Source organism: Stutzerimonas stutzeri, assembly GCF_024448985.1.
In the GTDB taxonomy this organism is placed as follows: domain Bacteria; phylum Pseudomonadota; class Gammaproteobacteria; order Pseudomonadales; family Pseudomonadaceae; genus Stutzerimonas; species Stutzerimonas stutzeri_AP.
Map to the genome: position 1 here is coordinate 519,780 of NZ_JAMOII010000002.1, position 26,768 is coordinate 546,547.

Annotated in this window: 25 protein-coding genes and 1 tRNA gene; 3 read left to right on the plus strand and 23 right to left on the minus strand. The window is 61.8% G+C overall.

Going from position 1 to position 26,768, the window contains the following annotated elements:
• Positions 1-7 precede the first annotated feature (7 nt).
• The 19 genes from NA647_RS05225 to rpsU form a co-directional block, all read right to left on the minus strand.
• Positions 8-1,252 (minus strand): NAD(P)/FAD-dependent oxidoreductase, encoded by a 1,245-nt coding sequence (locus NA647_RS05225; RefSeq protein WP_256056719.1) that lies wholly within the window; start codon positions 1,250-1,252, stop codon positions 8-10.
• Between the two features lie 153 nt (positions 1,253-1,405).
• A complete protein-coding gene (locus NA647_RS05230; RefSeq protein WP_256056720.1) occupies positions 1,406-3,745 on the minus strand; it encodes an MMPL family transporter in 2,340 nt (779 codons plus the stop codon).
• On the minus strand, positions 3,729-4,346 hold the full coding sequence (locus tag NA647_RS05235) for an outer membrane lipoprotein carrier protein LolA (RefSeq protein WP_256056721.1): 618 nt from the start codon (positions 4,344-4,346) through the stop codon (positions 3,729-3,731). Before NA647_RS05235 ends, NA647_RS05230 begins: the two co-directional genes overlap by 17 nt.
• Positions 4,346-4,771, minus strand: coding sequence for an acyl-CoA thioesterase (locus tag NA647_RS05240; RefSeq protein WP_256056722.1), 426 nt, complete (start codon positions 4,769-4,771; stop codon positions 4,346-4,348). Before NA647_RS05240 ends, NA647_RS05235 begins: the two co-directional genes overlap by 1 nt.
• Complete coding sequence (locus tag NA647_RS05245) at positions 4,764-6,308, minus strand: HAL/PAL/TAL family ammonia-lyase (protein WP_256056723.1); 1,545 nt, start codon at positions 6,306-6,308, stop codon at positions 4,764-4,766. Before NA647_RS05245 ends, NA647_RS05240 begins: the two co-directional genes overlap by 8 nt.
• A complete protein-coding gene (locus tag NA647_RS05250) occupies positions 6,289-7,236 on the minus strand; it encodes a glycosyl transferase (RefSeq protein WP_256056724.1) in 948 nt (315 codons plus the stop codon). Before NA647_RS05250 ends, NA647_RS05245 begins: the two co-directional genes overlap by 20 nt.
• A complete protein-coding gene (locus NA647_RS05255) occupies positions 7,233-7,979 on the minus strand; it encodes a glycosyltransferase family 2 protein (protein WP_256056787.1) in 747 nt (248 codons plus the stop codon). The genes NA647_RS05250 and NA647_RS05255 overlap by 4 nt, the downstream gene beginning before the upstream one ends.
• Before the next feature lie 50 nt (positions 7,980-8,029).
• A complete protein-coding gene (locus tag NA647_RS05260; RefSeq protein ID WP_256056725.1) occupies positions 8,030-9,709 on the minus strand; it encodes an AMP-binding protein in 1,680 nt (559 codons plus the stop codon).
• On the minus strand, positions 9,706-10,284 hold the full coding sequence (locus NA647_RS05265; RefSeq protein WP_256056726.1) for a hypothetical protein: 579 nt from the start codon (positions 10,282-10,284) through the stop codon (positions 9,706-9,708). Before NA647_RS05265 ends, NA647_RS05260 begins: the two co-directional genes overlap by 4 nt.
• Before the next feature lie 78 nt (positions 10,285-10,362).
• The gene (locus NA647_RS05270) at positions 10,363-10,620 is read right to left on the minus strand and encodes an acyl carrier protein (RefSeq protein ID WP_131651811.1); all 258 of its coding nucleotides are present in this window, start codon (positions 10,618-10,620) and stop codon (positions 10,363-10,365) included.
• Positions 10,621-10,632: 12 nt separating this feature from the next.
• Entirely contained in the window at positions 10,633-10,896 is a 264-nt protein-coding gene (locus NA647_RS05275; protein WP_181104541.1) for a phosphopantetheine-binding protein, read from the minus strand.
• Complete coding sequence (locus tag NA647_RS05280) at positions 10,877-11,686, minus strand: lysophospholipid acyltransferase family protein (RefSeq protein ID WP_256056727.1); 810 nt, start codon at positions 11,684-11,686, stop codon at positions 10,877-10,879. Before NA647_RS05280 ends, NA647_RS05275 begins: the two co-directional genes overlap by 20 nt.
• Positions 11,662-12,375 (minus strand): beta-ketoacyl synthase chain length factor, encoded by a 714-nt coding sequence (locus tag NA647_RS05285; protein ID WP_256056728.1) that lies wholly within the window; start codon positions 12,373-12,375, stop codon positions 11,662-11,664. Before NA647_RS05285 ends, NA647_RS05280 begins: the two co-directional genes overlap by 25 nt.
• 263 nt (positions 12,376-12,638) lie before the next feature.
• Positions 12,639-13,067 carry a thioredoxin TrxC gene (gene trxC, locus NA647_RS05290; RefSeq protein ID WP_256056729.1) on the minus strand — a complete coding sequence of 143 codons (429 nt, stop codon included), beginning with the start codon at positions 13,065-13,067 and terminating at the stop codon, positions 12,639-12,641.
• 121 nt (positions 13,068-13,188) lie between these two features.
• A complete protein-coding gene (locus NA647_RS05295) occupies positions 13,189-14,979 on the minus strand; it encodes an SLC13 family permease (protein ID WP_256056730.1) in 1,791 nt (596 codons plus the stop codon).
• 218 nt (positions 14,980-15,197) lie between these two features.
• A tRNA-Ile gene (locus tag NA647_RS05300) sits at positions 15,198-15,274 on the minus strand.
• Positions 15,275-15,391: 117 nt separating this feature from the next.
• Positions 15,392-17,245 (minus strand): RNA polymerase sigma factor RpoD, encoded by a 1,854-nt coding sequence (gene rpoD, locus NA647_RS05305; protein WP_256056731.1) that lies wholly within the window; start codon positions 17,243-17,245, stop codon positions 15,392-15,394.
• A gap of 217 nt (positions 17,246-17,462) precedes the next feature.
• Positions 17,463-19,385, minus strand: coding sequence for a DNA primase (dnaG, locus tag NA647_RS05310; protein ID WP_256056732.1), 1,923 nt, complete (start codon positions 19,383-19,385; stop codon positions 17,463-17,465).
• A gap of 137 nt (positions 19,386-19,522) precedes the next feature.
• Complete coding sequence (gene rpsU / locus NA647_RS05315) at positions 19,523-19,738, minus strand: 30S ribosomal protein S21 (protein WP_003283508.1); 216 nt, start codon at positions 19,736-19,738, stop codon at positions 19,523-19,525.
• 196 nt (positions 19,739-19,934) lie between these two features.
• Between rpsU and tsaD the strand changes: the two genes are divergently transcribed.
• Positions 19,935-20,960 carry a tRNA (adenosine(37)-N6)-threonylcarbamoyltransferase complex transferase subunit TsaD gene (gene tsaD, locus NA647_RS05320; RefSeq protein WP_256050370.1) on the plus strand — a complete coding sequence of 342 codons (1,026 nt, stop codon included), beginning with the start codon at positions 19,935-19,937 and terminating at the stop codon, positions 20,958-20,960.
• A 13-nt stretch (positions 20,961-20,973) separates the two neighbouring features.
• Here tsaD and plsY read toward each other — a convergent pair whose 3' ends face one another.
• Positions 20,974-21,543: a glycerol-3-phosphate 1-O-acyltransferase PlsY gene (gene plsY / locus NA647_RS05325; RefSeq protein ID WP_256056733.1), complete on the minus strand. Its 570-nt coding sequence runs from the start codon at positions 21,541-21,543 to the stop codon at positions 20,974-20,976.
• Positions 21,544-21,618: 75 nt separating this feature from the next.
• Between plsY and folB the strand changes: the two genes are divergently transcribed.
• The gene (gene folB, locus NA647_RS05330) at positions 21,619-21,972 is read left to right on the plus strand and encodes a dihydroneopterin aldolase (protein WP_256056734.1); all 354 of its coding nucleotides are present in this window, start codon (positions 21,619-21,621) and stop codon (positions 21,970-21,972) included.
• On the plus strand, positions 21,963-22,487 hold the full coding sequence (gene folK / locus NA647_RS05335; protein ID WP_256056736.1) for a 2-amino-4-hydroxy-6-hydroxymethyldihydropteridine diphosphokinase: 525 nt from the start codon (positions 21,963-21,965) through the stop codon (positions 22,485-22,487). The genes folB and folK overlap by 10 nt, the downstream gene beginning before the upstream one ends.
• A gap of 64 nt (positions 22,488-22,551) precedes the next feature.
• On the opposite strand, the gene NA647_RS05340 is transcribed toward folK, so the two are convergent.
• From NA647_RS05340 to NA647_RS05350, 3 genes are all read right to left on the minus strand, one after another.
• Positions 22,552-23,760, minus strand: coding sequence for a multifunctional CCA addition/repair protein (locus NA647_RS05340; RefSeq protein ID WP_256056737.1), 1,209 nt, complete (start codon positions 23,758-23,760; stop codon positions 22,552-22,554).
• A gap of 112 nt (positions 23,761-23,872) precedes the next feature.
• A complete protein-coding gene (locus NA647_RS05345; protein WP_256056738.1) occupies positions 23,873-25,408 on the minus strand; it encodes a SpoVR family protein in 1,536 nt (511 codons plus the stop codon).
• Positions 25,409-25,418: 10 nt separating this feature from the next.
• On the minus strand, positions 25,419-26,690 hold the full coding sequence (locus NA647_RS05350; RefSeq protein WP_131651827.1) for a YeaH/YhbH family protein: 1,272 nt from the start codon (positions 26,688-26,690) through the stop codon (positions 25,419-25,421).
• Positions 26,691-26,768: the final 78 nt, after the last annotated feature.

Sequence of the window (26,768 nt, forward strand, 5' to 3'; positions counted from 1 at the left end):
GGCAGACTCAAACACTTGTCACAGGCGCGGCGCACAGCTCAGCCAACACCCGAAGGCGGCGTTTGGGCTCGGCGACGTAGGGATTCTTTTCGTCCCAGGCATAGCCGGCAAGAATCGAACTGATCATCCGGCGGATCTCAGGTTGAGCGTGCTCGTAATAGATCACGTCTTGGAAGCTGCCGTCGTACCAGCCCTCGACATAGGTGCGGAAGGTATTTACGCCGCGCTTGAGGGGCACTGCGAACTCTGCTTCCCAATCCACCGTTTCGCCCGACAGCTGACGATGCAGCACCGCTGCCGCCATGCTTGCCGAGCGCATGGCGATGGTGACACCGGAGGAAAACACCGGATCGAGGAACTCCGCCGCATTGCCCAGCAGGGCGAAACCCGGACCGTGCAGCGACTTGACGTTGGCCGAGTAGCCACCGATCAGGCGCGCCGGTGTGTCCCACTCGGCATGCTTGAGGATGCGCTTGAGGTTGGGCGCCTCGAGCACGAGCTCCTTGAGGCAGGCATCCAGATCCAGCGGGCGGCCTTCGTAGCGCTCGGCGCTGGCGACAACGCCGAGCGAGCAGCGACCGTTGCTGAAGGGAATGGTCCAGTACCAGACGTCGCGCAGCTCGGGATGGGTGGTGATGAGGATCTTGTCGCGGTCGAATTGCGGGTCGTCGATGTTGTCCTGGATGTGCGTGAACACGGCGCGACGCAGCGGAAAGTTCGACGGCGCTTCCAGGTCGAGCAGGCGCGGCAGGACGCGACCGTAACCGCTGGCGTCGAGGACGAACGCTGCTTCGACGGCATATTCGCTGCCATCCAGGCGGCGCACCTGCAGACGCGGGCGCGGATTGGCGAAGTCCGCCGCGATGATTTCCTCTTCATAGCGGATCTCGACGCCCTGCAACCCGGCCTGATCGGCCAGCAACTTGTCGAAGTCGGCGCGCAGAACCTGATAGGTGCTGCCGTGACCCTCGGTGAATTTGTCGCGGAAATCGAACTCGCTGTAGCGCTCGCCCCAACCGAACGCTGCACCATGCTTGGTCTGGAAACCGGCGGCCTGGACCGCTTCGAGCATCCCGGCTTCCTCGACGAAATCCAGGCAGTGCGACAGCAGGCTCTCGCCGATGGAGAAACGCGGAAAACGCTGGCGCTCGATGATCAGCACATCGTGCCCCTTGCGCTTGAGCAAGGCGGCAGCGATGGCACCGGACGGTCCTGCACCAATGACGACGACGCTACGTTGTTCTGCATTCATGAAGATCCGATCCTTGATCGACTCGGTTGGAAGGGTGGCCGCCGTAGGGCAACCGCGGAAAATGTTCAGCGCGGGGTCGAGGTGATGCGCAGCTCACGATGGATGTCGCCGCAGTTCAAGGAGGCAACGCCAGCGTGTGCGATGCTCGACCGCTCAGCATGCGGTTTCTCTGTCAGGCTCGGCGGCCCAGGGCGCCAGCGAGAAGGCGAATACCAGCCCGAGTCCCACCGCCAGGCCGAAATTGCTCACCGCCGGTGTGCTCGATAAGGCTAGCAGCCCGAATGACAACCAGGTGGTGACGGCCGTCAGCAAGGTGCCGACCAGGCTCACCGCGGCTCCGCCGATGCGTTCGCGCATCAGGATGGCGTAGTCCACGCCGATTGCGGTGACCAACAACAGCCCGAACAGGCCGAACAGGGTCAGCGGCTGGCCCAGCCAGCCCAGGCAAGCCAGGCTGCCCATCGCGGCCAGCAGCGGTACGGCCAGGCAGCGCGATGCGCCGCGCCAACCGAACGGCAGGCACAGCAGGACGAAAATCAGCCCCGCCGCCAGCAGCTTGAGCAGCGCCGCCTGACCTTGGGTCTCGGCGAACAGGCGGTTGAGTTCGGCGGGTCGGTCGATGAGTTTCACCCCGCCGATGCCTTCGCCCAAGCCGTGAAGCGCCGCGCTGTCAAGAAGCCCTTGTAGGCTGACCAAGCCCGCGACCGAACCGTCGTTTTGGGCACCCAGCCATAACGGTTGCCAAGGTTCGGCGAGCGGCCCCGCCAGCACCTGATCGAGACTGGCCACCGGCAACGTCAGCAGTCCGGCAAGTTCCTGTTCGAGCATTTCCTGGGTCACGCCGAGTTCCAGCAAGGGCTGGCTGGCTTCCAGCAAGCGTGGCAGCGCGGAATGCAGGCTTTCCTGTGCGGTGGCGGGCGCGACCAGCTGGCTCAGCGCCAGGTAGCCATGCAGCTTGTCTTCGGCGACAAGAACGTCGAGGCGGGCGGCAAGTTCGTCCTGACGCGTCAGTAGCTCGTCGGGGTTGGCCGCGCGGACTAGAAAGTACTGGCTGGTCGGCTCGAATCCAGTGATCTCGCCGATGCGTTCGGTCTGCTGCTGCAGTGCGGGTGCACGGCTGATCCACTGGCGCAGGTCATCCTTGAAAGACACCTGGCTGATCCCGGCGATGCAGAACAGGATGAACGCGGCCAGCAACCAGGGCGTTGGAACGCGGCGGAGCAGGGCGCCGCGCAACTTCATCCAGCGCTCGGCCCAGCCAAGCGGGGCGGCCCATGGCTGTAGCGACGCGTTCAGCAACGAGGGTAACAGGCAGGTGGCACAGAAGAAGGCGCCGAGCAGCCCCGCCGCGGAAAACACCGCCACCTGGCTCAACGCTGGAAACGGCGTAAACGACATTGCCAGATAGCCGATAACGTTGGTTGCCAAGGCCAGCGCCAAGCCTGGAAGCGTCAGGCGCAGCGCTCGATATGCATGCCAAGGTTGCAAGGTCCAGCTTTTGGATAGGTAATGCAGCGGGAAGTCGATACTGACCCCAACCAGGCTGGCACCGAGTACCAAAGTCAGCACATGGATCTGACCGAATAGCGCCACACAAGCGGCGGCACCGCTGAGGGCTCCGACCGCCACTGGCAGCGCGACCAGCAAGACACGAGGCGTGCGGAAAAGCAGATGCAGCAAGGCGAGCGTGGCGACCAACGAGATGCTGCCGATCAGCGTTGCTTCTTCACGGGCCTGGCGCTGTCCATGGGCGGCGTACAGCAGCCCACCGGCGGCCAGTAGCTCGCCCTGGCTGGCTTCCACCCGGCTACGGGCCGCACGTACCTGGTCGTCCACCAGAACCGGCAGTTGGTCGTCGAAGGCATCACCCTGGGCTTGAGCATGGATCACCGCCCAGTGCTGCCCGCCATGCTCCGCGACCAGCAAGCCGTCCAGGCGGGGATGGATATTCCCCGGATGCGGCAGCTGTCGCTGCGCCAGATCGGCGAAACCGAACCAGTCCTGTTCGACGGGCACAAGGCTAGTGCTTTCGAACGGACTGTACAGACGCTGAAGGCGTTGCTGAATGAAGTCTTCCGGCGAGGCGATCAGTGCCTCGCGACTCGCTGGCCCCAGTAGCGCCAGACGTTGATCGAGCAGTTGCTGACGCACCGCAGGCAGGTCGGCTTGCACTGAGCGACGAACCTGGGTGAACAAGCCGCTGGCGCGAAGGGTGTCGGTAATTTCATTGCCCAGCGCGTGGGTTGTGTCCTCGTTCGCATGATGGATCAGCAGCATCAGATCGCGGTTCAACGGCTCCTGCATCCGTCGCTCGGCGAGTTGCTCAAGCTCGCCGGGCGCACCGCTGGGCAGCAACTGCAGCAGATCGGCACTGATCGGCGAGCCGTTGCGCCATTGCCATGTCGTCAGCCCCACCAGCCCAAGCAGCGCAACGAAAAACAGCGAGGAGAGCCAGGTCGGAAGCCTGAGCGCTTTGTCAGTTGGCGAAGTCATGGAGTTCGGTGGGGCTCAACTGATCGTCGACCTGGTTGTCGCTCAATAACAACACGGTGCTGTCGCCCTGGGTTTCGAGGAGGTCGATGCGCTCAGCCGTGGCGCCGCCGCTGATGAGGATGGCGGTGAATATCTGCCCGAGCAGCTTCGAGCGCGGTGTCAGCGTCAGCGTCCACGCCTGCGCGGTGCCGCTAAGCTCCAGCTCGAAATCACCCTGCAGGGCTTCGGTGTCGCCTTGCAGCACAGCAAGGAACAGGTCGTTCTGCCGTGCGGCGGGGCCTTGCTGGTCAGTCGGTTGCCAGCCGCTTGGATCGCGCCGGGCGATGCCTTTTTCACTGATGCGGTAATCCTGCTGCACCGGCTGCTGCAGGAGCCAGAGCAGACCGTGATCGCGAGCCAATACGAAGGTACCCAGGCTGACAATCGGCTGAGGTAGCGCGCGCAGGTACTTTTCCTGAGTGAAGGTGCCGCGAATGACCTCGGGCCCGCCCAATTGCTGGCTGAGCTGCGTGAGATCGAAGACCTGGGCATGCGCTGCGGTCGCGAACAGCAGGCTTAGCGTCAGCAGGGCGCGCCGTGCGATCAGGTTGATCGTTGGCATCACAATAAGGCCCGCTCTACGGCTTCGACAAAGACCTTCGGCGAGGCCAGCAGCATCTCACGGCTGGCCATGTCCACCGCCACCTGAACGCTGCTGCCACGGGTCATGCGTTCGCCGGTCTCGGCGTCGCTGATCAGGTAATTGATCTTCAGACGGTTCTCCCATTCGATCAAGTCGGCACGCACGAGGATGCGCTGATTGAAGCGCGCACCGCGCATGTATCGCAGCTGCACGTCGATCACCGGCCAGGCGTAGCCGGCATCGCGCATCTGGGTGTAGTTGTGGCCGATGCGTTCGAGCAGCGCGCAGCGGGCGACCTCGAAGTATTTGATGTAGTGACCGTGCCAGACCACGTCCATCGAATCGACGTCGAAGAAGGGCACCAGGACTTCGACTTCCGCCTGCAATACGCCGCTCTTACGCATAAAGCCCCCAATGTCGATCACGGATACGTTGCAGACACAGGCGCAGCTCGCCTTCCAGCGCGCGGTCTTCGATCAGCGGCGGGAAGTCCTCGCCCAACTCGGCATGCATGTCGCGCAGCGGTGCGGGCAACGGCCGCGCCTGTTCATCGCGCTGACGCAACCAGACGCCCTGGTTGGCCGCGATCAGTGTTGCCGCTGCCACTTGCTCGGCCAGCTCCAGGCTGCGCAGCGCGTCGCGGGCGGCGATGGTGCCCATGCTGACCTTGTCCTGGTTGTGGCATTCGGTCGAGCGCGAGAACACGCTGGCCGGCATGGTGTTTTTCAAGGCTTCGGCGGTCCAGGCGCTGGCGCCGATCTGCACCGCCTTGAAGCCATGATTGATCATCGCGGTGGACGCCGACGCGCCGGACAGGTTGCTCGGCAGGCCGTGGTTGTAGCGGGTATCGACCAGCAGCGCTAGTTGGCGGTCGAGCAGGTCGGCGACGTTGCCCACCAGGTTCTTCAGGCTATCCATGGCGAAGGCGATATGTCCGCCATAGAAGTGCCCGCCGTGTAGCACGCGCTCATTTTCCGCATCGATGATGGGGTTGTCGTTGGCGCTGTTCAGTTCGGTTTCGATGAATTGGCGCAGCAGCCCCAGGCTGTCGGCCAGCACGCCGAGCACGTGGGGTGCGCAGCGGATGGAATAACGGTCTTGTAAACGATGCAGCGGTGCGGTCGGCGCATCGATGGCCAAGTCCTGGCGAATCCAGGCGGCGACCTGAGTCTGGCCGGGATGCGGCTTGGCGGCGAACAGGCGCTCGTCGAAATGCTCCGGATTGCCTTCCAGCGCCACCACGTTGAGTGCGGTGATGCGCGTGGCCAGTTTGAGCAGGTAATCGGCGCGGGCATAGGCCAGGCAGGCCAGGCCGGTCATCACTGCGGTACCGTTCATCAACGCCAGCGCTTCCTTGGGACGTAAGGTCAGCGGCGTCCAGCCTAGCTGGCGATGCACGTCGGCGGCGCTGCGACGCTCGCCTTGGTACATCACCTCGCGCTCGCCAGCCAGGCTGGCGGCCACGTAGGACAACGGCGTCAGATCGCCACTAGCACCGACCGAGCCTTCTTCGGGAATCAGCGGCAGAATGTCGTGTTCGAGAAAGGCCTGCATGCGTTCGAGCAGTTCGATGCGTACGCCGGACATGCCGTGGGTCAGCGAGCGCAGGCGCGCGGCGAGCACGGCGCGGGTCGCTTCAGCGTCGAGCAGCTTGCCCAGGCCGCAGCCGTGGAAGGTGAACAGGTGCTGCGGCAGCGCTTCGACCTGATGCAGCGGCACCGCCACCACGCAGGAATCGCCGTAGCCGGTGGTTACGCCGTAAATCACGCCTTCGCGGTCGAGCAAGGTGTCGAGAAATTGCGCGCCACGCGCGATTTGCTGGCGGAAGTTAGGGTCGCCCTGCAACTGCGAGGGCGCGCGGCGCTCGGCCACGGCCAGCACATCCTCGATGCTCAGGTGGTTTTCGCCGAAGATCACCGGCTCAGCTGCAGCGTTGTTCATGGTTGTTCCAGAAAGGATAGAAATTGAACCATTGCAGGGGAGCGTCCAAGCAGTGCGCCGCCAGTCGGTCGGCGTAGCGTTGCACCCACTGCTGCACCACCGCATCGCGTTCGCCGCGGCGCCAGTGGATGCGTTCGGCGAAGGGCTCCAGATGGACATGGAAATGTTCGCCGTGTTTCAGGCAGAACAGCAGATTCACCGGGCATTGCAGCAGCCCGGCCAGTAGCCACGGACCCTGCGGAAAATTTGCCGGCTGGCCGAGAAAGTCTGCGCTGGCGATACGCGCGCCATGCAGCGGCACGCGGTCGCCGGCAATCGCCAGCCATTCGCCGTCGTCCAGCCGGCGCGACAGCTCCATCATGATGGCCGGGTCCAGCTCGCTGACCTGGATCAGGCGCAGGTTGACCGCGCCGGATTGGTCCAGCAATCGGTTGAAGCGCTCGGCGTGGCGAGTGTGCACCAGCACGTTCATCTTCACCTTGCGGCCCATTTCGGCCAGCGCGCGACAGATTTCCAGATTGCCTAGATGCGAGCCGACCAGCAGTTGGCCGCGCGGCGCCTCGAGCTCGGCTTCCAGATCCGTCTGGTCGTGCAGCACAAGACTGTCGAGGTCGAGGCGGCCGCCCCAGGCGTCTAGCTTGTCCAGCAGGGCATCGGCGAACGCCATGAACTGGCGATAAACGGAGCGCCGGCTGGGCGCCAGATCGTGGCGGCCGCTCCAGTTGGCAAGGTTGCGCTGATAGGTCCAGGCGCTCTGCCGCGCGCGGCCACCGAACAGGTAGAAGTACAGCACGATCAGGTACAGCAGCGGCGCCATGGCGCGGCGGCCGAGCAGGCACACGGCCTGAGCGGTGAGCTTCATCAAGACGAAGCTGCCGCGCTCGCGGTGCGCGGCCCAGTGCGAGTCGGCGGCGGCCTTGTCGGTCATCCGCGCCACCGACGCCATAGCAATGCGGGCGCACGCAACAGCATGCCGCCGAACAGTCGGGCGTGCATCGAGGAAATCAGCAGGTTGTCGCGCCACAGGCGGAAGTGCGACACCCCATCTGCCGGGTAGTGAACATGGGTTGGTAGCCAGACCATCGGCTGCTCACGCCAATGCAGGCGCACCAGAATCTCGGTATCAAAATCCATGCGCTTGCCGAGTGCTGTGTCGTTGAGCAGCGTCAGGGTCGGCCCGAGCGGGTAGACGCGAAAACCACACATGGAGTCGCGGATCGACAGCGACAGCGTGTTGATCCACACCCAGACGTGGGTCAGGTAGCGCGCGTACAGCCGACCTTTCGGCACGCTGGAGTCGTACTCCGGATAGCCGCAGATCAACGCATCCGGCGCCTGGCTGGCGCGGTCGAGAAACAGCGCCACACGGCCGAGGTCGTGCTGGCCGTCGGCGTCGACCTGCAGCGCATGGCTGAAGCCCAGGCGGGAGGCCTCGCGAAGCCCGGAGGACACCGCCGCGCCCTTGCCCTGGTTGTGGCTGTGCCGCAGCAGATGCACCAATGAATGTTGCGCCAGCTCATCGATGATCTTTGCAGCAGCGGGGCTGGAGGCATCGTCGACGATCACGCACGGCAGATCTTCGGCGAGCAGCGCCCGGACCACCGCGGGCAGGCTGCGCTCGTGGTTGTACACCGGCACCACCGCGCAGGGTTTGAACCAGTCTTCATCGATCGCCAGCTGCAGTTGCCGATCGGCGCCGGATGCGATTGGGGTGAGCGTGGTCACGAGTATTCTCCCAGCAGAATGCGGCCGGACGAGCAGGGCGCGTCGCCGTTGCGGTACGCGAAATGCAGCTTGCTGCGCTCGCGATCGAAGCGAAGGGTCAGATATAACTGATCGCCAGGCCGGGCGAGCTGCTGGAACTTGAGCACTTCCATGCCCTGAAAACGCGGTGGCAGATTGTCGATCAATTCGCGTGCGAGGCTGATGGCCCAGTCGATTTGGACCACGCCGGGCAGCACCGGCGTCTGTGGAAAATGGCCGGTGAAATGCGCGAGATCCAGCGGCACGCCGAGCTTCAGCTGCCATGGGCCATCGTCCTGGTTTGCGCTGATTCGCTCGGGCAGCATCGGGCGTGGCGCCTGCAACACGGCATCGAGTTGCGCCTGCGGCAGTTTGCCTTGGGCGTTACAGGGCAGTAGTCGAACCAACCGCCAGCGGCGTGGCAGGGCCAGCGCCTCACAATGGCTCGCCAGGTGTTTGCGCAAGGCCTCGGTCAGGGCGCGCCGGCCACCGTTGCGCAGTGCATGCAGGCCGGCATCGCTAAGGGCGACCAGCGCTCCGAGGTAGGCCCGGTTGTCGGTGATCACGCCGAGGCGCGCTTCGCCGACGAACGGGTGGGTAGCCAGCGCGGCTTCCAGCATCGGCAGGGAAATCCGCTTTTCTTCGAGCTTGACGATGCGATCCAACCGGCCGAGCAGTTCGAAGCGGCCATCTGCCTCGATTCGCGCGGCATCGGCCGTCTGTTCGAGATGGCCGGGCGGCAAAAAAGGTGAGGCGACCTGCAGCGCGCCGTCGTCGTTTTGACTCAGCCGCACGGCGGCGAACGGCTGCCACAGCGTGCCGCCCTGGCGCCAGGCGATGCCACCGGTTTCCGAACTGCCGTAGATTTCCGTTGGCGCTTGGCCCAAGCGCTGTTGCAGCCGTTGCCCGGCGCCGGCATCGAGCGGGCCCCCCGAGGAAAATATCCGCCGTACGTCGCGCAGGGCTGGCCAGTCGAGGTTGTCGCCCATCCGCTTGAGCAGCGCCGGGCTGGCGACCCAGCAGAAGCTGGGGTGCTGACGGCTGGCCAGTTGGATGTCTTCGGCAAATGGCAGGGCACGGCGCAGAAAGAGGCGACCGGCGCACAGTGGCCAGAGCACGCGAAACAGCAGTCCATAGATGTGCTGCGCGGCGACGCTGGCGATTACGCACGCATCGCCCAGATCGTCACCCCAGTGCGCTTCGAGCGCTTGTACTTCGTTCGCCAGCTGGCGCAGGCGCTTGTCGATCAGTTTCGGCTCGCCACTGGAGCCGGACGTGCAGAGCAACAGACGGCACTGGTCTAGGTCCAGCTTCGCCCCTTCGAGCGGTTCGGCCAGAAGATCCGAAAGCCGGGCGTCGCCGTCCTGATCCGTCAGCCAGAGATCGGCCTGATGTGCCAGGCGCGAGCGGCTCGCGGGCTGCAGGTCCGCCGGTAGCAATACCGTCACGCCGGCTCGCCAGGCGCCGAGCAAGGCGATAGCCAGCTCGCCGGCATCTTCCAGATGAACCGCGAGCCGGGCGACGCCGCGGTTGCGCAGGCCGGCAGCCAGGCGTAGCGCCTGCTGGCGCAGTTCGGCGTGGTCGAGGGCCCGCTCCAGGGTAACCTGACGCGACTTGGGCGCCTGCTCGAGCAGATGCTCCAGCGAAATCCAGTTCATGTACGTTTCCTAACTCGCTGGCGTACCAGCCACTCACCGGCAAACAGCAAGCCCATCAGCAGATAGGCGATAAGCCCGGTGTACAACGTCCACCAGCTCAGCGGCGCCCAAAGCACGAGCCCACTAGCGATGCCGGCGTTGATGATGAAAAAGCCTACCCAGACCCATGTCACCTGCCGCGTATAGCGCACCGCAGCCGGCGGCAATTCGGGCTCGCTCAGCCGCGCCAGGCGCTCGATGATCGGCATGCCGGAACACAGACTGCCGGCAAACAGGCCGAGCAGCGCGAGGCTGATCAACACCGGATACCAGGGCAGTAGCGCGGAGTCGTCCACGACCCCAAGCAGCAGGCAGAACAGCAGGGCCACCGCCGCGACTGTGCGGCTCAGGGGAGTCTGCTTAGCGCCGAGCAACCGTGCCAGCCACAGCGCGCCCAGCAGCATGGCGAACAGCCGTGGCGACAAATGCTCCAGGCCCAGATACACCACGAACGGATAGGCGAGGCCGGCCAGCAGCAGGCCGAGACCAATCAGCCGGCTGGCGTTCGCCTTGCCTGTTCGAGCGGATACTTGCATCGCATGCTGTCCGTTGGCGCGAGAAGACGCATCGTTCGGTCCGTGGCCGGCCGGCGCCTGGCTTCCCTGGGGTTTGGCTCAAGCCGTTTGCGTATTCACCAGGCGGTACACCGCCTCGACGACGTCGCCCACGGTACGCACCGATTTGAATTCATCGGCGGCGATCTTCTTGCCGGTCTGGCGCTTGATGTGATCGATCAGGTCGACGGCGTCGATGCTGTCGATCTCCAGATCCTGATAGAGGTTGGCCTCAAGGGTGATGCGCTCGGGTTCCAGCTCGAACAATTCGACCAGCGCGTCGCGCAAGGTCTGGAAAATTTCATCACGGGTGTTCACGTTGGGCTCTCCTCAGGCGACGGCGCGGTTGGCGCTAACGTAGGCGGCCAGGCTGTCGACGCTGGCGAAATGCTTGCGGGTGTCTTTCGCATCGGCGTCGATCTTGATGCCGAAGCGCTTCTGGATAGCCAGACCCAGCTCCAGCGCGTCGACCGAGTCCAGCCCGAGCCCTTCGCCGAAGAGCGGCTCATCGGTCGGAATATCATCTGGTCCGAGGTCTTCCAGACCCAGGGCGTCGATGATCAGTTGCTTGATTTCAAGCTGTAATTGGCTCATCGAGTGCGAGCTCCTTTATGAAGTGTCGATGCAGATGGTCGTTGAGTCGCCTCGAGGCGATGGGCGCCGCCCCCTGTGCGGCGAAAACCTGCGGGTCGATGTCTTCGCCCACGCGCAGGTGAAAATGAAAACGTCGTGCCGGAATGCGATACCAGGGCTCGGCTTTGGTCAGTGTGGTGGGCGTCACGCTGATTACCACGGGCGTCACCAGGCGTGCGCCGCGCAGGGCAATCGCCGCCGCGCCGCGATGAAACTGCGGGGCTTGGCCGGGTGTGGTGCGCGTCCCTTCGGGGAAGATGATTAGCGTTTGGTCCTGTCGCAGCGCGTCGGCAGCTTCGTCGAGCATTTCGGCGCTGCCGTTGTTGCTGATGTACTGCGCCGCGCGAATTGGGCCGCGGGTGAAGGGGTTATCCCAGAGGCTTTGCTTGACCACGCAATTGGCATCGCGGATCAGCGAGATCAGCACCACCACATCGATCAGCGAAGGGTGGTTGGCTAGCACCAGCTGCCCGGGACGGCCGAGCCGCTCGGCCCCTTCGACTTCATAGGTCAGCACGCCGCTGCGATACATGAATTGGACGAACAGCCAGAACAGCCGGCTCACGGTCTGACGCGCTCGTCGGCGGTGTTTGGCCGCATCGCCGGGTAGCAGGTCGAGCAGAGGGAAAACGAGCAGCCGCAAACACAGACCGCCAACGCCGAACAGCGCAAAGGACAGTCCTGTCGCGATCAAACGCCACAGCCATGGCGCGTCGCGATGCTTGTTCAGCGAGTTCGCTGCCAGGTCCATCGACGTCTGTTCCATTGATGCGTGCAGGTGTGGCGACCGTCGAGCAAAGCGCGAATCAGCTCGATGGCGTGTGGTCGGGGTGCCCGGGTGCTTTTTTCGTCGGCGGTTTCGAGGCTCAGCCGCCAACCGTGACCGGGTTTGAGCAATAGCGCCACGGCGTAGGGAAAGCTGATATCGCTGATCCAGGGGGCATAGACAGGTGGTGTCTGGTCTTCGGCAACGACCACCAGAACGGCTGGAGCACCTTCATCAAGCAGCATGGCCGCTTCGAGCACAGCATGCTCCAGGCCGTCGCCTTCAGCTGCGAGCGCCGTCATTTCGCTGGTGTCGCGTTGCTGAATCGACCAAAGACCGATAATCGCGTTATGCACCGACAGGCTGAATTGAGTCGGCGAAAGGGCTTCGTTGTGCGCAAGATCGCTAAGAATGGCAAAGGTGCGCGCGGTTTCGCCATGGCGGGAGGCGTAGACCAGCGGCATCTGCTCGGTAGCCAGCGGCGTGGACACCGCAAATACCATGCGCGCCAAGCGGCTCAGCCGACGCCGTTGCATAGCCGGCAGGAAGCTCACATCCGGCTGTGCCTCGCTGCTTTCGAGGTCGCGCGGATTCCGGGCCCAAATCGCCCAGTCATCAGCGCTTGCCAAGCCTGGAGCCCAGGCCTGCCATTGATCGATATCGAATTGAATCACGCGAGAACTCACCGGCTCGTCCGCGAGCCTTGTTGTTGGCGTGTCGACGTCCCTGTACAGCGACTATCGGTAAATGTCCGCCGTGAAAGTGGCGGCATTATCCAATCGAGGTCGGACAGAGGCAAACATTGCGTGCGATATCCAGATAAGAGGTACGTGTGCCGGAGGGAACCATGGCGCGAAGTGTGTTGTCTGTTACAGGTTTTTCTAATGTACGGCAATCCCGAGAATTACCGTTCTGGCTATTCGAAGCCTCCAGCGCCTTATTGCACGCCCTGCTGCTTGAGCCACGCCAGCAACTGGGGCAGCGGCAACGCGCCGCTCTGGCGGGCAATCTCGCGCCCGTCCTTAAACAGAATCAGGCTCGGTATCGAACGGATACCTAATTGAGGCTGCGGGTTTGCTTCGCTGTCCAGCTTGGCCAGCCGGCAACGGCCCTGTAGCTGAGCTGCTGCCTGTTCAAAGGTCGGCGCGAAGCTCCGGCATGGGCCACACCAGCTCGCCCACACATCGACCAACAACGGCAGGTCGCCCTTGATCTGACTGGCGAAGCTCGACTGATCCACTTTCAAGGATGTATTGGCCAGAACCTTGGCTTTGCAACGGCCGCAGCGCGGTTCCTCGGCCATCCGCTCGGCTGGGATGCGGTTGAGCCCGGCACAGTGCGCACAGGGTACGACGAGAGCGGTCATTGGAAGCTCCACGGTAGCGTGTTGATGTGATCAAGGTGGAGGCGAGACGCCGAATATCAAGGCAGTCATCGATGCGGTGTGGCGGGTTTGCTGCCGCTAGACGCAGGGTGTGGCGGATTGGTCAGAACGGCGTCAGCGGCCAGAACAGCGGAATCACCAGCGTGGCGACGACCCACAACAAAAGATTGAGCGGAATGCCTACCTTGAGAAAGTCAGTGAAACGGTAGCCGCCGGCGTTATAGACGAAGGTGTTGGTCTGGTAGCCGATGGGTGTCGCGAAGCTGGCGCTGGCGGCAAACATCACCGCGACGACAAAAGCCCGGGGGTCGATGCCGAACTGTTGGGCAAGGCCGATGGCAATGGGCGTTACCAATACCGCTACGGCATTGTTGGACAGAATCTCCGTAAGCACTGACGTGAACAGGTAGATGAAAGCCAACATGAATAGAGGGCCTGCCCAAGGCGTCAGGTCGACGACGCCGGAAACGATCAGCTCGACCAGTCCTACCTTGTTCATCGCCACGCTGATGGCGAGCATGCCGAAGATCAGACTGAGAATTTTCCAGTCCACCGCTTTGTAAGCGTCTTCGACATTCAGGCAGCGCGTCGCCAGCACCGCTGCGGCGCCCATGATCGCCAAACCTTCGATCGGCATCACGCCGAACGCCGCCAAAAGCATGACCGCCAGCGTCGCGCCAATGGCGATCGGGGCCTTGTCGCGTCGGAAGGCTCGCTCCTGCACGGCGTTGAGGCTGATCAGTTCACCGTTATCGGCAAAGCGCTTGATCTGTGCGGGAGTGCCTTCAACGAGCATCACGTCGCCGAACTGCAGCTGGAAGTCGTCGAGGTTGCCCTGAATATTCTCGTCCTGGCGATGCACGGCCAATACATTGATGCCGTAACGCGCGCGGAGATCGAGGTCGCGCATCGGCCTGTGGCTGTAACGCGAGTTGCGGCCGACAATGGCTTCGGCGAGCACTTCGTCTTCGCTGCTGATGGTTTCGAATGCATCGCCGCGGTTGAAGGTCAGGTGGCCGCTGCCACGCAACTCGACCACATCCTTTACCTGTCCGTGAATTACTAGCACATCCCCCGCCTCAAGGCTGAAGTCATGCTCCGGTCGGCTATGCAGGTGCACGCCACGGCTGACCTGTAGAACCTGCAGGCCGCTGCCGCCATTGAGATTGGCCTCCGCAATGCTCTTACCGATCACCGGCGAACCTAGCGGAACCCGCAGCTCGCTCATGAACGTTCGCTCAAGACGCGGCCCTAGCAACTTGGACAGCGTGTCGCGTTCCGGTAGCAGTCGTTTGCCGATGGTCAGCATGTACAACATGCCTGCGGCTGCCAGAATCAATGCGGCGCCGGTTATTTCGAACATGCCGAACGGCGGTAGGCCCGCCTTACGCGCCACACCATCTACCAGAATATTGGTCGAGGTCCCGATCATGGTCAGCGTGCCGCCGAGGATGGTGGCGTAGGACAGCGGGATCAGCAGCTTCGACGGCGTCGTCCCGGCGCGCTTGGCCAGTGAAATAGCTACAGGCGTCAGGATCGCGACGACCGGCGTGTTGTTGAGAAAGGCCGATATGACCAACGCGGTGATGGTCAAACCGCCGAGCACCCGAGTCGGGCTGGTGCCCACCAAGCCGCCGAGCCAATTGCCCAGCGCATCGATGCAGCCGGTGCGCTCCAATGCTGCAGAGATCACGAACATACAGGCAATGGTGACGGGCGCGGAGTTCGACAATACCCCAAGAACCTCGGCCGGCGTCAGCAGCTGAGTAGCGATCAACACCGCCACCGCAATCCCCACGACGATATCCGGGCTCCAAGTCTCCCGCACGAATGACACCAGTACCCACAGCAGCAGGGCACAGACGAACAGTAGCGGCAGCGAATCGAAGAACATGAACGTCCTTAACGTAGCGAAACGACCGGCCACAGACAGCGGCCCCGCGCGAACGGTAGTAGACGATGCTTAGAGAGTCTAGGAACGTTTATTGCGGTTTATATTCGATTCGGCTATTAGCGGTGCGGCTATGTTTCTGCTCGCCTGGTGCCAGGCGCTCGCTCCGCCAGTACATGCAAGTAGGAATAAAAAAGCCGCGCATTGCGCGGCTTTAAAGGTGGTGGGCCCACACGGACTCGAACCGTGGACCAAAGGATTATGAGTCCTCTGCTCTAACCAACTGAGCTATAGGCCCTCAGAGGCCGGCGGATTATACCGGTGGTGTTGCGGGTGCGCCAAGCGAAGCTGAGCTCATGTCGCTGTTTTGCCTGGCCTTAAATGCAAAACCCCGGCGCGGGGCCGGGGGTTTTGGTTACTCGTCGAGGAAAGAACGAAGATGCTCGCTTCTCGTTGGATGGCGCAGCTTGCGCAGCGCCTTGGCTTCGATCTGACGGATCCGCTCGCGGGTGACGTCGAACTGTTTGCCGACTTCCTCGAGGGTGTGGTCGGTGTTCATGTCGATGCCGAAGCGCATGCGCAGGACTTTGGCTTCCCGTGCGGTGAGGCCGGAGAGGACTTCGCGGGTGGCTTCCTTGAGGCTTTCCACGGTCGCCACGTCGATCGGCGATTGCATGGCGGAGTCTTCAATGAAGTCGCCCAGGTGCGAATCTTCGTCGTCACCGATGGGGGTTTCCATGGAGATCGGCTCTTTGGCGATCTTCAAGACCTTACGGATCTTGTCCTCGGGCATTTCCATGCGCTCGCCAAGCTCTTCAGGGGTGGGCTCGCGGCCCATTTCCTGCAGCATCTGGCGGGAGATGCGGTTGAGCTTGTTGATCGTCTCGATCATGTGCACCGGGATGCGGATGGTCCGCGCCTGGTCGGCAATAGAGCGAGTGATCGCCTGGCGAATCCACCAGGTGGCGTAAGTCGAGAACTTGTAGCCGCGGCGGTATTCGAACTTGTCCACCGCCTTCATCAGGCCGATGTTGCCTTCCTGAATCAGGTCGAGGAATTGCAGGCCGCGGTTGGTGTACTTTTTGGCAATGGAGATGACCAGGCGCAGGTTGGCCTCGACCATCTCTTTCTTTGCCCGGCGCGCCTTGGCTTCACCGATGGACATGCGGCGGTTGATGTCCTTGATATCGGCAATCACCAGCGCACATTCTTCTTCCAGCGCGAGCAACTTTTCCTGGCAGCGCTGAATGTCTTCCTTGCGTGCAGCGATTGCTTCAGCGTACTTGCTCTTGCTGCTGGCCAACTGATCGGCCCAACCCAGGTCGGTCTCGTTGCTCGGAAACTGACGAAGGAAATCGGCGCGGGGCATGCGCGCGTCGCGCACGCAGATCTGCATGATGGCGCGTTCCTGTGCGCGGACCTGGCCCAAGGCGCCGCGTACGCGCTCGACCAGCGCATCGTACTGCTTGGGAATTAGCTTGATCGGCATGAACAGCGTTGCCAGTTCCTGCAGCGCGTCGGTCGCCTGTTGGCTGCCCCGGCCGTGCTTCTTCAGGGCTTTCTTGGCGGCTTCCAGCTGCTCGGCAACAGCGCCGAAGCGAACACGAGCAACTTCCGGATCCGGACCGCCATCGCCTTCTTCTTCTTCGCTGTCGGACTCGTCTTCTTCGTCGTCGTCCTTGTCATCCGCAGCCGGCTTTGCCGTCGCCTGAGGTGCAACGGGCTCGACTTCCTGCGGTGCGGCTGCGCCGTCGTCGTCAGGATCGATATAGCCGCTGAGAATGTCGGACAGGCGGCCGCCTTCGTTGGTGACGCGTTCGTAGTCGGCGAGAATGCTGTCCACGGTGCCCGGGAAATGGGCAACGGCGCTCATCACTTCCCGAATGCCTTCCTCGATGCGTTTGGCGATTTCGATTTCGCCTTCGCGGGTCAGCAGTTCGACAGTGCCCATTTCACGCATGTACATGCGCACAGGGTCGGTGGTGCGACCGATATCGGTTTCCACAGCCGCGAGAGCCGCGGCGGCCTCTTCGGCGGCGGCTTCATCGGTATCGGCTTCGGCCAGCAACAGGGCATCGGCATCCGGGGCAACCTCGAATACATTGATACCCATGTCGTTGATCATGCGGATGATGTCTTCCACCTGTTCCGGATCGGAAATATCCTCCGGTAGGTGGTCATTGACCTCGGCGTAAGTCAGGTAACCCTGCTCACGACCACGCTGGATCAATTCTTTGAGACGAGACTGCTGTTGCGCTTTTCCGGACATATAACCCTATCCACTGACGGTTCTGGCGGGTTGAAAACAAGCTGAGCATTATAGCTGAGCAGGGACCTCACGCGCCAGTTGAGGTCGATTTAGTGCGCATCTAAAAACTATCTGCATTGGCAGTACTGCGTTAGAAACAGGCTCGGACTGCTCATTTAGACCACTAAATTCCGCGTCCTCGCCTGTTTTCCTTGTCTTGCCTGCCTCGCCTACGTTTTTAGATGTGCCCTATAGCGGGTGCTGAGTTGCGATTTAGCAGGTTGCGCAGTTGGTCTTTCTCCTCTGCGCTGAGTTCACCCTGGCGAGCTTTGCGGAGCAGCGATTCGAGGCTGCGTTCACGTTGTCTGGTGGCCAAGGTCTTAATGGTGTCGAAAAACTGTTGTTCAAGGTTATCGGCCGAGATCAGCCATTCTTTCTCCGCAAGTGCACGTAAAAGACGCCCTTGGTCGGTTCCATGCCAGCGAGCGATCAATTGCAGGCTGCGTAGCTTGGGATTTTTCTGCAGCGCGCCGAGAAGCGCGACCAGCAACTGAGCGTAGGTGTCGTCTTCTGCGGCGAAATGACTCACATCTTCGACTTTCTGGGCAAGCTCTGGGTGATGCAGCAGCGTGCGCAGTGTAGTCAGTGCCGGCGGCTCTACGGTGGCTGGTGTTCGTGGTGCTCGGGCTTTGAAGTCTGGCCGCTGGCCGGGCTTTTTCCAGTCTTTTTTCCACTCTTTCTTGGCGCTGCGTTTCGGCTGAGGCGGTTCGGACGGTACGTAGTAGTCGCCTTCGTCATGTCCGGAGCTGGTGTCGTAATAGACGTTGTCGTTGTATTCCGAGGCTGCACTCGGTGATGCGGCACTCATCTGCTGAAGTGCTTCGCTATGCAATCCGGTGATCTCACCGAGGCGCTGGCGCATCAGGGCGCGAAGGTTGGTGCCCGGTATTTTTTCGATGAGTGGCGCGGCCAGTGTGGCCAAGTGCGCCTTGCCTTCCAATGAGCGTGGGTCTGCTTCTTCGCTGAGTTGCTGGAAAAAGTAATCGGCCAGTGGTTGGGCTTGTTGCTGCATTCGAGCCATGAAGGCATCGGTGCCCTCGCGGCGCACCAGGGTGTCAGGGTCTTCGCCTTCCGGCAGGAACAGAAAGCGTGCGCGTCGACCGTCCTGCAGATTTGGCAGTGCCGACTCCAGCGCCCGCCAAGCCGCCTTGCGGCCCGCTGCGTCGCCGTCGAAGCAGAAAAGCACGCTTGGCACGATGCGAAACAGTCGCTTGAGGTGTTCGTCGCTGGTGGCTGTGCCGAGGGTGGCAACGGCGTTGCGCAGGCCTTGCTGGGCCAGTGCGATCACGTCCATGTAGCCTTCGACGACCATGATCTCATCCAGGTCGCGGTTGGCCTTGCGGGCCTCGAAGAGCCCGTAGAGTTCCTGGCCCTTGTGGAAGACCGGTGTTTCCGGTGAGTTCAGATACTTCGGTTTGTCGTCGCCTAGTACCCGGCCGCCGAAAGCAATGATGCGGCCTCGACTGTCGCGGATGGGAAACATCACGCGGTCGCGGAAGCGGTCGTAGCTTCTTCCTGTTTCGGCGTTCTCGATCAGCAGGCCGGCGTCGATCATCGCCTTCTGCTGCAGGGCGTCGCCGCCCAGGTGCTTCATCAGGTTGTCCCAGCCGGGCGGTGCGAAACCGAGACCGAAATCCCGGGCGATGACGCCGGACAAGCCGCGGCCCTTGAGGTATTCCACCGCGGCCTTGCGGGCCGGGTGCCCCTTGAGTGCCTGGCGATAATACTCGGCGGCGGCATCCAGTAGTGGGTAGAGCGGCGAATCCACCGGCTGACGCGGTTTGCGGCCGGGGCCGCTTTCTTCGCGGGGCACTTCCATGCCGGCGCGCTTGGCCAGTTCCTCGACGGCCTGGGGGAATTCCAGGCTGTCGTGATCCATGACGAAGCCGAGGGCGTTGCCGCCGGCGCCGCAGCCGAAGCAGTAATAGAACTGCTTGTCGGGGCTGACGCTGAACGACGGGGTCTTCTCTTTATGAAACGGGCAGCAGGCGGTGTAGTTCTTGCCGGCTTTTTTCAGCTGGATACGCGAACTCACCACTTCGACGATGTCGGAGCGGTTCAAGAGGTCATCGATGAACGATTGCGGTATCAGGCCGGCCATAGGGGTATGAGAATACGCTCGCAGTGTTCGGGCCGGAATGAAAAAAACTCCGACCATTCGCCGGCTGGCGAAGCGGAGTCTCCTTCAATGCAAAGCCCGGCATAGGCCGGGCTTGATGCAGGTTCAGTTGTACTGGATCAGTACAGGCGAACGCTGCGGCGCTGTTCGCGCTGCACTTTCTTGGCGTGACGCTTGACTGCGGCAGCAGCTTTACGCTTGCGCTCGGCAGTGGGCTTCTCGTAGAACTCACGGCTGCGGACTTCGGCCAGCACGCCGGCTTTTTCGCAAGAACGCTTGAAGCGACGCAGAGCTACGTCGAATGGTTCGTTCTCTTTAACTTTAACGTTGGGCATCCAGGACGTACCTTCACTTGTTTACCGGTTACAACGCGCTTCGGCAAATGTTCGCGAGCACGCTGGTTTTAAGGGTTGCGGATGTTAACGCCTTGTCACGGGGAATGCAAAGCCCGCTGAGCGAAAAGCGCTGGTCGGTCGAAGGTCGCGGCGATTAATATGCGCGGCTTCATTCGCTTCTCTGAAGGTTGTGCCCATGCTGGTGCTGGGGCTGGAAACATCATGCGACGAGACCGGCGTCGCGCTGTACGACAGCGAACACGGCCTGCTGGCCGACGCCTTGTTCAGCCAGATCGACCTGCATCGCGTCTATGGCGGCGTGGTGCCGGAGCTGGCCTCGCGTGATCACGTCAAACGCATGCTACCGCTGATCCGTCAGGTACTCGACGAAGCCGGACGCGATTCGAGCCAGATCGATGCGGTTGCCTACACGGCTGGTCCCGGCCTCGTCGGGGCGTTGCTGGTGGGCGCGTCCTGTGCGCAGGCGATGGCCTTTGCCTGGGGCATTCCGGCAGTCGGGGTGCATCATATGGAAGGGCATCTGTTGGCGCCGATGCTCGAAGAGCATCCACCGGCGTTCCCCTTCGTCGCGTTGCTGGTATCCGGTGGCCATACGCAGCTGGTTCGTGTCGACGGTATCGGTCGTTATGAACTGCTGGGCGAGTCGGTGGACGACGCCGCCGGCGAGGCGTTCGACAAGACGGCCAAGCTCATGGGCTTACGCTATCCGGGCGGCCCGGAAATCGCAGCGCTTGCCGAGCGTGGGACACCGGGCCGATTCACCTTCCCACGGCCGATGACCGATCGCCCGGGGTTGGATTTCAGCTTCAGCGGCCTCAAAACCTCGACCCTGACTACTTGGCAGCACTGCCGTAACGCTGGCGACGACGGCGAGCAGACTCGTTGCGATATCGCGCTGGCCTTTCAGCAGGCCGTCGTCGAGACGCTGACCATCAAGTGCCAGCGTGCCTTGAAGCAGACGGGCCTCAAGAGTCTGGTGATCGCCGGCGGCGTGAGTGCCAATCTGGCGCTGCGTAAGAGTCTCGAAGCCATGCTCGGTGAGTTGAACGGAAAGGTGTTCTATGCGCGGCCACGTTTCTGTACCGATAACGGCGCTATGATCGCGTACGCCGGCTGTCAGCGATTACTGGCTGGTCAGCAGGATGGCCCGGAAATCTCGGTTCAGGCGCGCTGGCCGATGGAGACGTTGCCAGCTGTATGACGTAGCAAACCGTCTAGAAATGCCGCTCCGTGCCTGCGAACAGGTCGCGCAAATTGATCCGGTGACGCCAGACGATAAGCGCGGCCAGCACGATCATGGGCAAGAGCGCGCCAGGCTGTTGCCAGGCCAGAAAGGGCAGGCAGAGCGGTAATGCAGCAAGTGCGGCCAGCGAGCTGGTGCGAGTCGCTTTGAGCACCAGCAGCCAGATGATCAGCGCGAGCAGTGCGGTCGGTGGGTGAAGTCCGAGCAGGGCGCCGGCGGCGGTAGCCACGCCCTTGCCACCATGAAAGCGAAAGTACAGTGGATACAGATGGCCGAGCACCGCTGCGAGCGCGATCCAGGCTTGCTGCTGGATAGAAAGGCCCAAAGCCGCAGCGAGCAAAACCGGCAGCAGGCCCTTGAGCAGATCGCCGATCAGGGTGGTGATTGCCAGACGTTTACCGGCAAGCCGCAGCATGTTGGTGGCGCCGGGATTGCCGGAGCCGCCGGCACGCGGATCGGGAGCACCCGCCAGGCGACTGAGTAGAATGGCGAATGATAGCGAGCCGGTCAGATAGGCGAGCAGTGTCAGTTGCCAGAACATGACATCCATCCGGGGCAGGGAGCTCCTGAGTCTAACGGCGCGTACTGGAATTGTCGTGCTGTGGGAGAGAGTTGCGTGGATACAGTTTTCATCGAGGGGCTGGAAGTGGACACGCTGATCGGCGCCTACGATTGGGAGCGCGGCATTCGGCAGTGCTTGCGTCTGGATCTGACGCTCGGCTGGGACATTCGCCCTGCCGCAGAGAATGACGAGCTGGACAAGGCGCTGGATTACGCCGAAGTGACCGCGGCCATCGATCGCTTCGCACAGGCTTCTCGCTTCGAGCTGGTCGAAACCTTCGTCGAGCGGTTGGCTGCCAGTCTGATGAGCCAATTCGGCATTCCTTGGCTGAGGCTGCGGGTCACCAAACCGGGCGTCAATACTCGCGCTTCGGCGTTGGGTGTGGAGATCGAACGCGGATGCCGCTGACTCGCGTACTGCTCGGGCTGGGCAGCAACAACAGGCGTGAACATAACCTGACCGCCGGTCTCGATGCGCTGGAGCAGTTGCTTGGCGACATGCGCTGTTCGCCTGTCTTCGAAAGCTTGGCGGTGGGTTACAAGGGCGACAATTTCTACAACCTGGTCGTTTGCGGAACTACCGAATTGCCGCTGATGGAGCTGGATCGTCGGCTCAAGTTCATCGAGGCGGACAACGGTCGCTACGCGCCGGATCGCAAAGGCCTGCCGTTGGATATCGACGTGCTGATGTACGGCGATCTGGTGGGTAATTTTCACGGGCTGGAATTGCCGCGCCCAGAAGTCCTGAAGAATGCCTTCGTGCTCTGGCCGTTGGCGCTGCTGGCGCCGGACGTACAGCATCCGATCGCGGGGTGCAATTTTGCCGAGCTTTGGCGGGATTCGGCGATCGAGCAAAAGCTCTGGCCTGTGGCTTTTCAATGGAAAGGAGCGGAGCTGACGCCGCTCGCCCTGTTGCACGGCTGACGGCCACGCCAGCCACCATTTACGCCGCTGATCAATCGCGCCTGTGGCGTTGGAGGGGCATGAGTCAGTCGGAGCGTGCTTTGTCGCAATATTGCCGAACCGCTTCCAAACGTTCGAGTTTGAGCGCCTCGCCCAGCTCCGCGCCCTTATAACCTCGCTCAATTAACGGTTTCACCTGTACCGCTCGAGCGGACTCAGCGGCGCCACGTAGATAATCGGCTTGGGGATAGCCGCCAATTGCAAAATCAACACGGACCCGCGCGTCCATTTCACAGGCGGCGAGAAATAGTTCGAAGCGCTCCGGGCGGCGGTAGATGTCGAAGTGCTGTAGCAGTTCGAACAGCATTAGCGCCGACAGCGTCAACGCGCCATGGCTGAGCGCGAGAAACTCACCAGCCAGCATGGCCAGTTCCTGGCAATCTCGCGGTGCCTTGTAACGGTTGCTGACGGCTTCGATCGGCTGCAATTCCCGTTTATTTGGCTCTGACGCCGAGGCGCCCGGCGTAGCCGACTGTCCTAGATGCAGCAATAAACAGGCCCAGCGCACCGGCAGCGGTTGCTGGTGAGCCGCGCATTCATGCATCACTTTGAGCAGATGCTCGGCGGTGGGCGTGTCAGAGCCCTTTGCGTTGTACAGCCGCTCGATTTCCGGAAACAGCTCTTGCAGCGCGCCGCAGTCATGCAATACCTGCACGAATACGTCTGGGCGGGGCTCCATCAGCGCACGCGAAATTTCCTTCCAACTGCGTTCCGGTGTCAGCGCCTGAAGCTCGCCTGATTCGGCAAGCTGGCGCATCAATGCCTGCGTTTCAGCGGCAACGCTGAAGCCGAGATCGGCATAACGCGCGGCAAAACGGGCCACACGCAGTACCCTCAAAGGGTCTTCGGCGAAAGCGGAGGATACGTGGCGAAGTTGACGTGCCGACAGATCGGATTGGCCGCCGTAGGGGTCAATTAGTTGGCCATGCTCGTCCTCGGCCATGGCGTTGATGGTCAGGTCCCGCCGGTTCAGATCCTCTTCCAGCGTGACGTCGGGGCTCGTATAGAAGATGAAACCACCGTAGCCCCGGCCACTCTTGCGTTCGGTGCGGGCCAGCGCATATTCCTCACCAGTAGCCGGATGCAGGAAAACCGGGAAATCCGCGCCCACCGGGCGAAAGCCCTTGGCCTGCATTTCTTCGGCGCTTGAGCCGACCACCACCCAATCCACCTCGGTTACCGGGCGCCCCAGTAAACGATCACGCACCGCACCACCGACTTTGTAGATCTGCATGTAGTCCTCCTGTGAGCGGAGGATAAAGGATAACGGCGGTGAGGCCGCAAAAAGTGCTGGAGGCTGAAGCTTCAAGCTCGGAGCTCGTTCGGTCAGCCTCTGGGTCTTATTGTCAGTTCATGCCAGGAAACCTGCTTTCGGCCTCCGGTTCGGCCCGCGGTGGCATATGGTGCGTGGTGACAAGCTTGTCGTCCTGCATCGAGTGCAGATGGACATCGAACCCCCAAAGCCGATGCAGGTGCTTGAGTATCTCGTCGGTGGAGCCGCCCAGTGGTTTGCGGTCGTGTTGCTGATGGCGCAGGGTCAGTGAGCGATCCCCGCGACGATCGACGCTCCATACCTGCACGTTGGGCTCGCGATTGCCAAGGTTGTACTGCGCTGCCAACAATTCGCGAATGGCGTGGTAGCCGTTTTCGTCATGAATGGCAGGGACCAGTAGTTCGTCTTTCTGATCGTCGTCGAGGATGCTGAACAACTTGAGATCGCGGATCACCTTCGGTGAGAGAAATTGCAGGATGAAACTCTCATCCTTGAAGTTGTTCATCGCGAATTTCACCGTGGTCAGCCAGTCGCTGCCGGCAATGTCAGGGAACCAGCGCTTGTCTTCCTCGGTGGGGTTCTCGCAGATCCGGCGGATGTCCTGGTACATGGCGAACCCAAGCGTGTAGGGGTTGATGCCGCTGTAATACGGACTGTCGAAGCCAGGTTGATAGATCACGCTGGTGTGCGACTGCAGAAACTCCATCATGAAGCCGTCGGTCACCAAGCCCTCATCGTACAGGTCGTTGAGCAGCGTGTAGTGCCAGAACGTCGCCCAGCCCTCGTTCATCACCTGGGTCTGGCGCTGCGGATAGAAGTACTGCGCGATCTTGCGCACGATACGCACCACCTCGCGCTGCCAAGGCTCCAGCAGGGGAGCGTGTTTCTCGATGAAATAAAGAATGTTCTCCTGCGGCTCGGCCGGGAAGCGCTGGTCACGTTGGCGCTCGTCGTCCTTTTCACCGAATTTGGGAATGGTCCGCCAGAGGTCGTTGATCTGCTTCTGCAGATGCTCCTCGCGGTCCTTCTGGCGGCGCCGCTCCTCTTCGGCGGATATGGGATAGGGGCGCTTGTAACGGTCGACGCCGTAATTCATCAGGGCATGGCAGGAATCGAGCAAGTCTTCCACCGCATCGATGCCGTGGCGTTCCTCGCACTGGGTGATGTACTGCTTGGCGAAGACGAGGTAGTCGATGATCGAGCTGGCATCGGTCCAGGTGCGGAACAGGTAGTTGCCCTTGAAGAAACTGTTGTGGCCGTAGCTGGCATGGGCGATTACCAACGCCTGCATGGTGATGGTGTTTTCTTCCATCAGATAGGCGATGCAGGGGTCGGAGTTGATCACGATCTCGTAGGCCAGCCCCATCTGGCCACGCGTGTAGGATTTCTCGGTGCTGAGGAAATGCTTGCCATAGGACCAATGGTGGTAGCCCAGCGGCATGCCCACCGAGGCGTAGGCGTCCATCATCTGCTCGGCGGTGATGACCTCGATCTGGTTCGGGTAGGTATCCAGCGCATAGCGCTCGGCGATACGTCCGATCTCGCGGTCGTAGGTACGGATCAGGTCGAAGGTCCATTCCGAGCCGGTGGATATGGGCTGTCGTTTCATGCTGCGTACCTCAGCTAGCCATGCGCCGCTGGAAGAGTTCGCGGAACACCGGATAGATGTCGCCTGCGGTCACCAGTTGCTGTTGGGCGAACGAGTCGCCGAAGGCTTCGGCCACCTGGTTGTACTCGTACCACAGCGCCTGATGTTCGCGCGGCGTGATCTCGACGTAGGTGAAGTATTGGACAAACGGCATGATCTGGTTGATCAGGATGTCCCGGCAGATCGGCGAGTCATCGTTCCAGTTATCGCCGTCCGAAGCCTGCGCCGCATAGATGTTCCATTCATTGGCCGGATAACGCTCTGCCATGATCTCCTGCATCATTTTCAGAGCGCTGGAAACAATGGTTCCGCCGGTTTCCCGCGAATAGAAAAATTCCTCTTCATCGACCTCCTTGGCGCTGGTGTGGTGGCGGATGAACACCACGTCAATCTTGTCGTAGTTCCGTTTGAGGAATAGGTACAAGAGGATGAAGAAGCGTTTGGCGATGTCCTTGGTCGCCTGGGTCATGGAGCCGGAAACGTCCATCAGGCAAAACATCACGGCCTTGGAGCTGGGGTTGGGATGCTTGACCAGCAGGTTGTACTTGAGGTCGAAGGTGTCGAGGAAGGGCACACGATGGATGCGTGCGCTGAGCCGCTCGATTTCCTCTTCGGCCGCCTGGATGTCGGTGAAATTGGCGGGCTCTTCCAGTTTCAACCGCGCCAGTTCGGCTTTCACTTCACGCAATTTGGCGCGGCTGCTACCGGACAGAGCAATGCGACGCGCATGAGCCGAACGCAACGTGCGCACGATGTTGATGCGCGACGGATTGCCCTCGTTGCTGATGCCGGCGCGCACCGTCTTGAAGGTGTCGGTACCGGTCAGGTGACGCTTGACCAGATTGGGTAGCTCGAGGTCCTCGAACATGAAGTCGAGAAACTCTTCCTGAGTGATCTGAAAAACGAAGTCGTCCATGCCTTCGCCGTTATTGCTGGCCTTGCCGGCACCCTGACCCCCGCCACCGCCCTGCGGTCGTGGAATGCGCTCACCGGCGATGAACTCCTTGTTGCCGGGATGAACAATGGTCTGCCGACCGCCGCGTCCGTGATGCAGGATCGGCTCGTCGATATCGCGACCGGGAATGCTGATCTGCTCACCATGTTCCATATCGGTGATGGAGCGGCGTCCCACGGCCTCCTCGACCGCTTTCTTGATATGCCCACGGTATCGCTGCAGGAATCGCTGGCGGTTCACCGTGCTTTTGTTCTTGCCGTTCAGGCGACGGTCGATCACGTAGCTCATACGAGCCCTCCGGGTCGAGCTGGAAGTCGTAAGCTTGAAGCTGGAAGTGCTGCTTTGGCTCCCAGCTTCAAGCTCTCA

What these genes read in the sequence shown, in the direction of transcription:
- NA647_RS05230 (WP_256056720.1), bottom strand. Translation starts at nt 3,745, where the DNA reads ATGACTTCGCCAACTGACAAAGCGCTCAGGCTTCCGACCTGGCTCTCC.
- NA647_RS05295 (WP_256056730.1), bottom strand. Translation starts at nt 14,979, where the DNA reads ATGTTCTTCGATTCGCTGCCGCTACTGTTCGTCTGTGCCCTGCTGCTG.
- NA647_RS05345 (WP_256056738.1), bottom strand. Translation starts at nt 25,408, where the DNA reads ATGAAACGACAGCCCATATCCACCGGCTCGGAATGGACCTTCGACCTG.
- NA647_RS05350 (WP_131651827.1), bottom strand. Translation starts at nt 26,690, where the DNA reads ATGAGCTACGTGATCGACCGTCGCCTGAACGGCAAGAACAAAAGCACG.
- NA647_RS05280 (WP_256056727.1), bottom strand. Translation starts at nt 11,686, where the DNA reads ATGGACCTGGCAGCGAACTCGCTGAACAAGCATCGCGACGCGCCATGG.
- NA647_RS05340 (WP_256056737.1), bottom strand. Translation starts at nt 23,760, where the DNA reads ATGCAGATCTACAAAGTCGGTGGTGCGGTGCGTGATCGTTTACTGGGG.
- NA647_RS05250 (WP_256056724.1), bottom strand. Translation starts at nt 7,236, where the DNA reads ATGACCGACAAGGCCGCCGCCGACTCGCACTGGGCCGCGCACCGCGAG.
- dnaG (WP_256056732.1), bottom strand. Translation starts at nt 19,385, where the DNA reads ATGGCCGGCCTGATACCGCAATCGTTCATCGATGACCTCTTGAACCGC.
- NA647_RS05235 (WP_256056721.1), bottom strand. Translation starts at nt 4,346, where the DNA reads ATGCCAACGATCAACCTGATCGCACGGCGCGCCCTGCTGACGCTAAGC.
- NA647_RS05245 (WP_256056723.1), bottom strand. Translation starts at nt 6,308, where the DNA reads ATGAACAACGCTGCAGCTGAGCCGGTGATCTTCGGCGAAAACCACCTG.
- NA647_RS05225 (WP_256056719.1), bottom strand. Translation starts at nt 1,252, where the DNA reads ATGAATGCAGAACAACGTAGCGTCGTCGTCATTGGTGCAGGACCGTCC.
- NA647_RS05265 (WP_256056726.1), bottom strand. Translation starts at nt 10,284, where the DNA reads ATGCAAGTATCCGCTCGAACAGGCAAGGCGAACGCCAGCCGGCTGATT.
- rpoD (WP_256056731.1), bottom strand. Translation starts at nt 17,245, where the DNA reads ATGTCCGGAAAAGCGCAACAGCAGTCTCGTCTCAAAGAATTGATCCAG.
- tsaD (WP_256050370.1), top strand. Translation starts at nt 19,935, where the DNA reads ATGCTGGTGCTGGGGCTGGAAACATCATGCGACGAGACCGGCGTCGCG.
- trxC (WP_256056729.1), bottom strand. Translation starts at nt 13,067, where the DNA reads ATGACCGCTCTCGTCGTACCCTGTGCGCACTGTGCCGGGCTCAACCGC.
- folK (WP_256056736.1), top strand. Translation starts at nt 21,963, where the DNA reads ATGCCGCTGACTCGCGTACTGCTCGGGCTGGGCAGCAACAACAGGCGT.
- NA647_RS05240 (WP_256056722.1), bottom strand. Translation starts at nt 4,771, where the DNA reads ATGCGTAAGAGCGGCGTATTGCAGGCGGAAGTCGAAGTCCTGGTGCCC.
- rpsU (WP_003283508.1), bottom strand. Translation starts at nt 19,738, where the DNA reads ATGCCCAACGTTAAAGTTAAAGAGAACGAACCATTCGACGTAGCTCTG.
- NA647_RS05275 (WP_181104541.1), bottom strand. Translation starts at nt 10,896, where the DNA reads ATGAGCCAATTACAGCTTGAAATCAAGCAACTGATCATCGACGCCCTG.
- NA647_RS05260 (WP_256056725.1), bottom strand. Translation starts at nt 9,709, where the DNA reads ATGAACTGGATTTCGCTGGAGCATCTGCTCGAGCAGGCGCCCAAGTCG.
- plsY (WP_256056733.1), bottom strand. Translation starts at nt 21,543, where the DNA reads ATGTTCTGGCAACTGACACTGCTCGCCTATCTGACCGGCTCGCTATCA.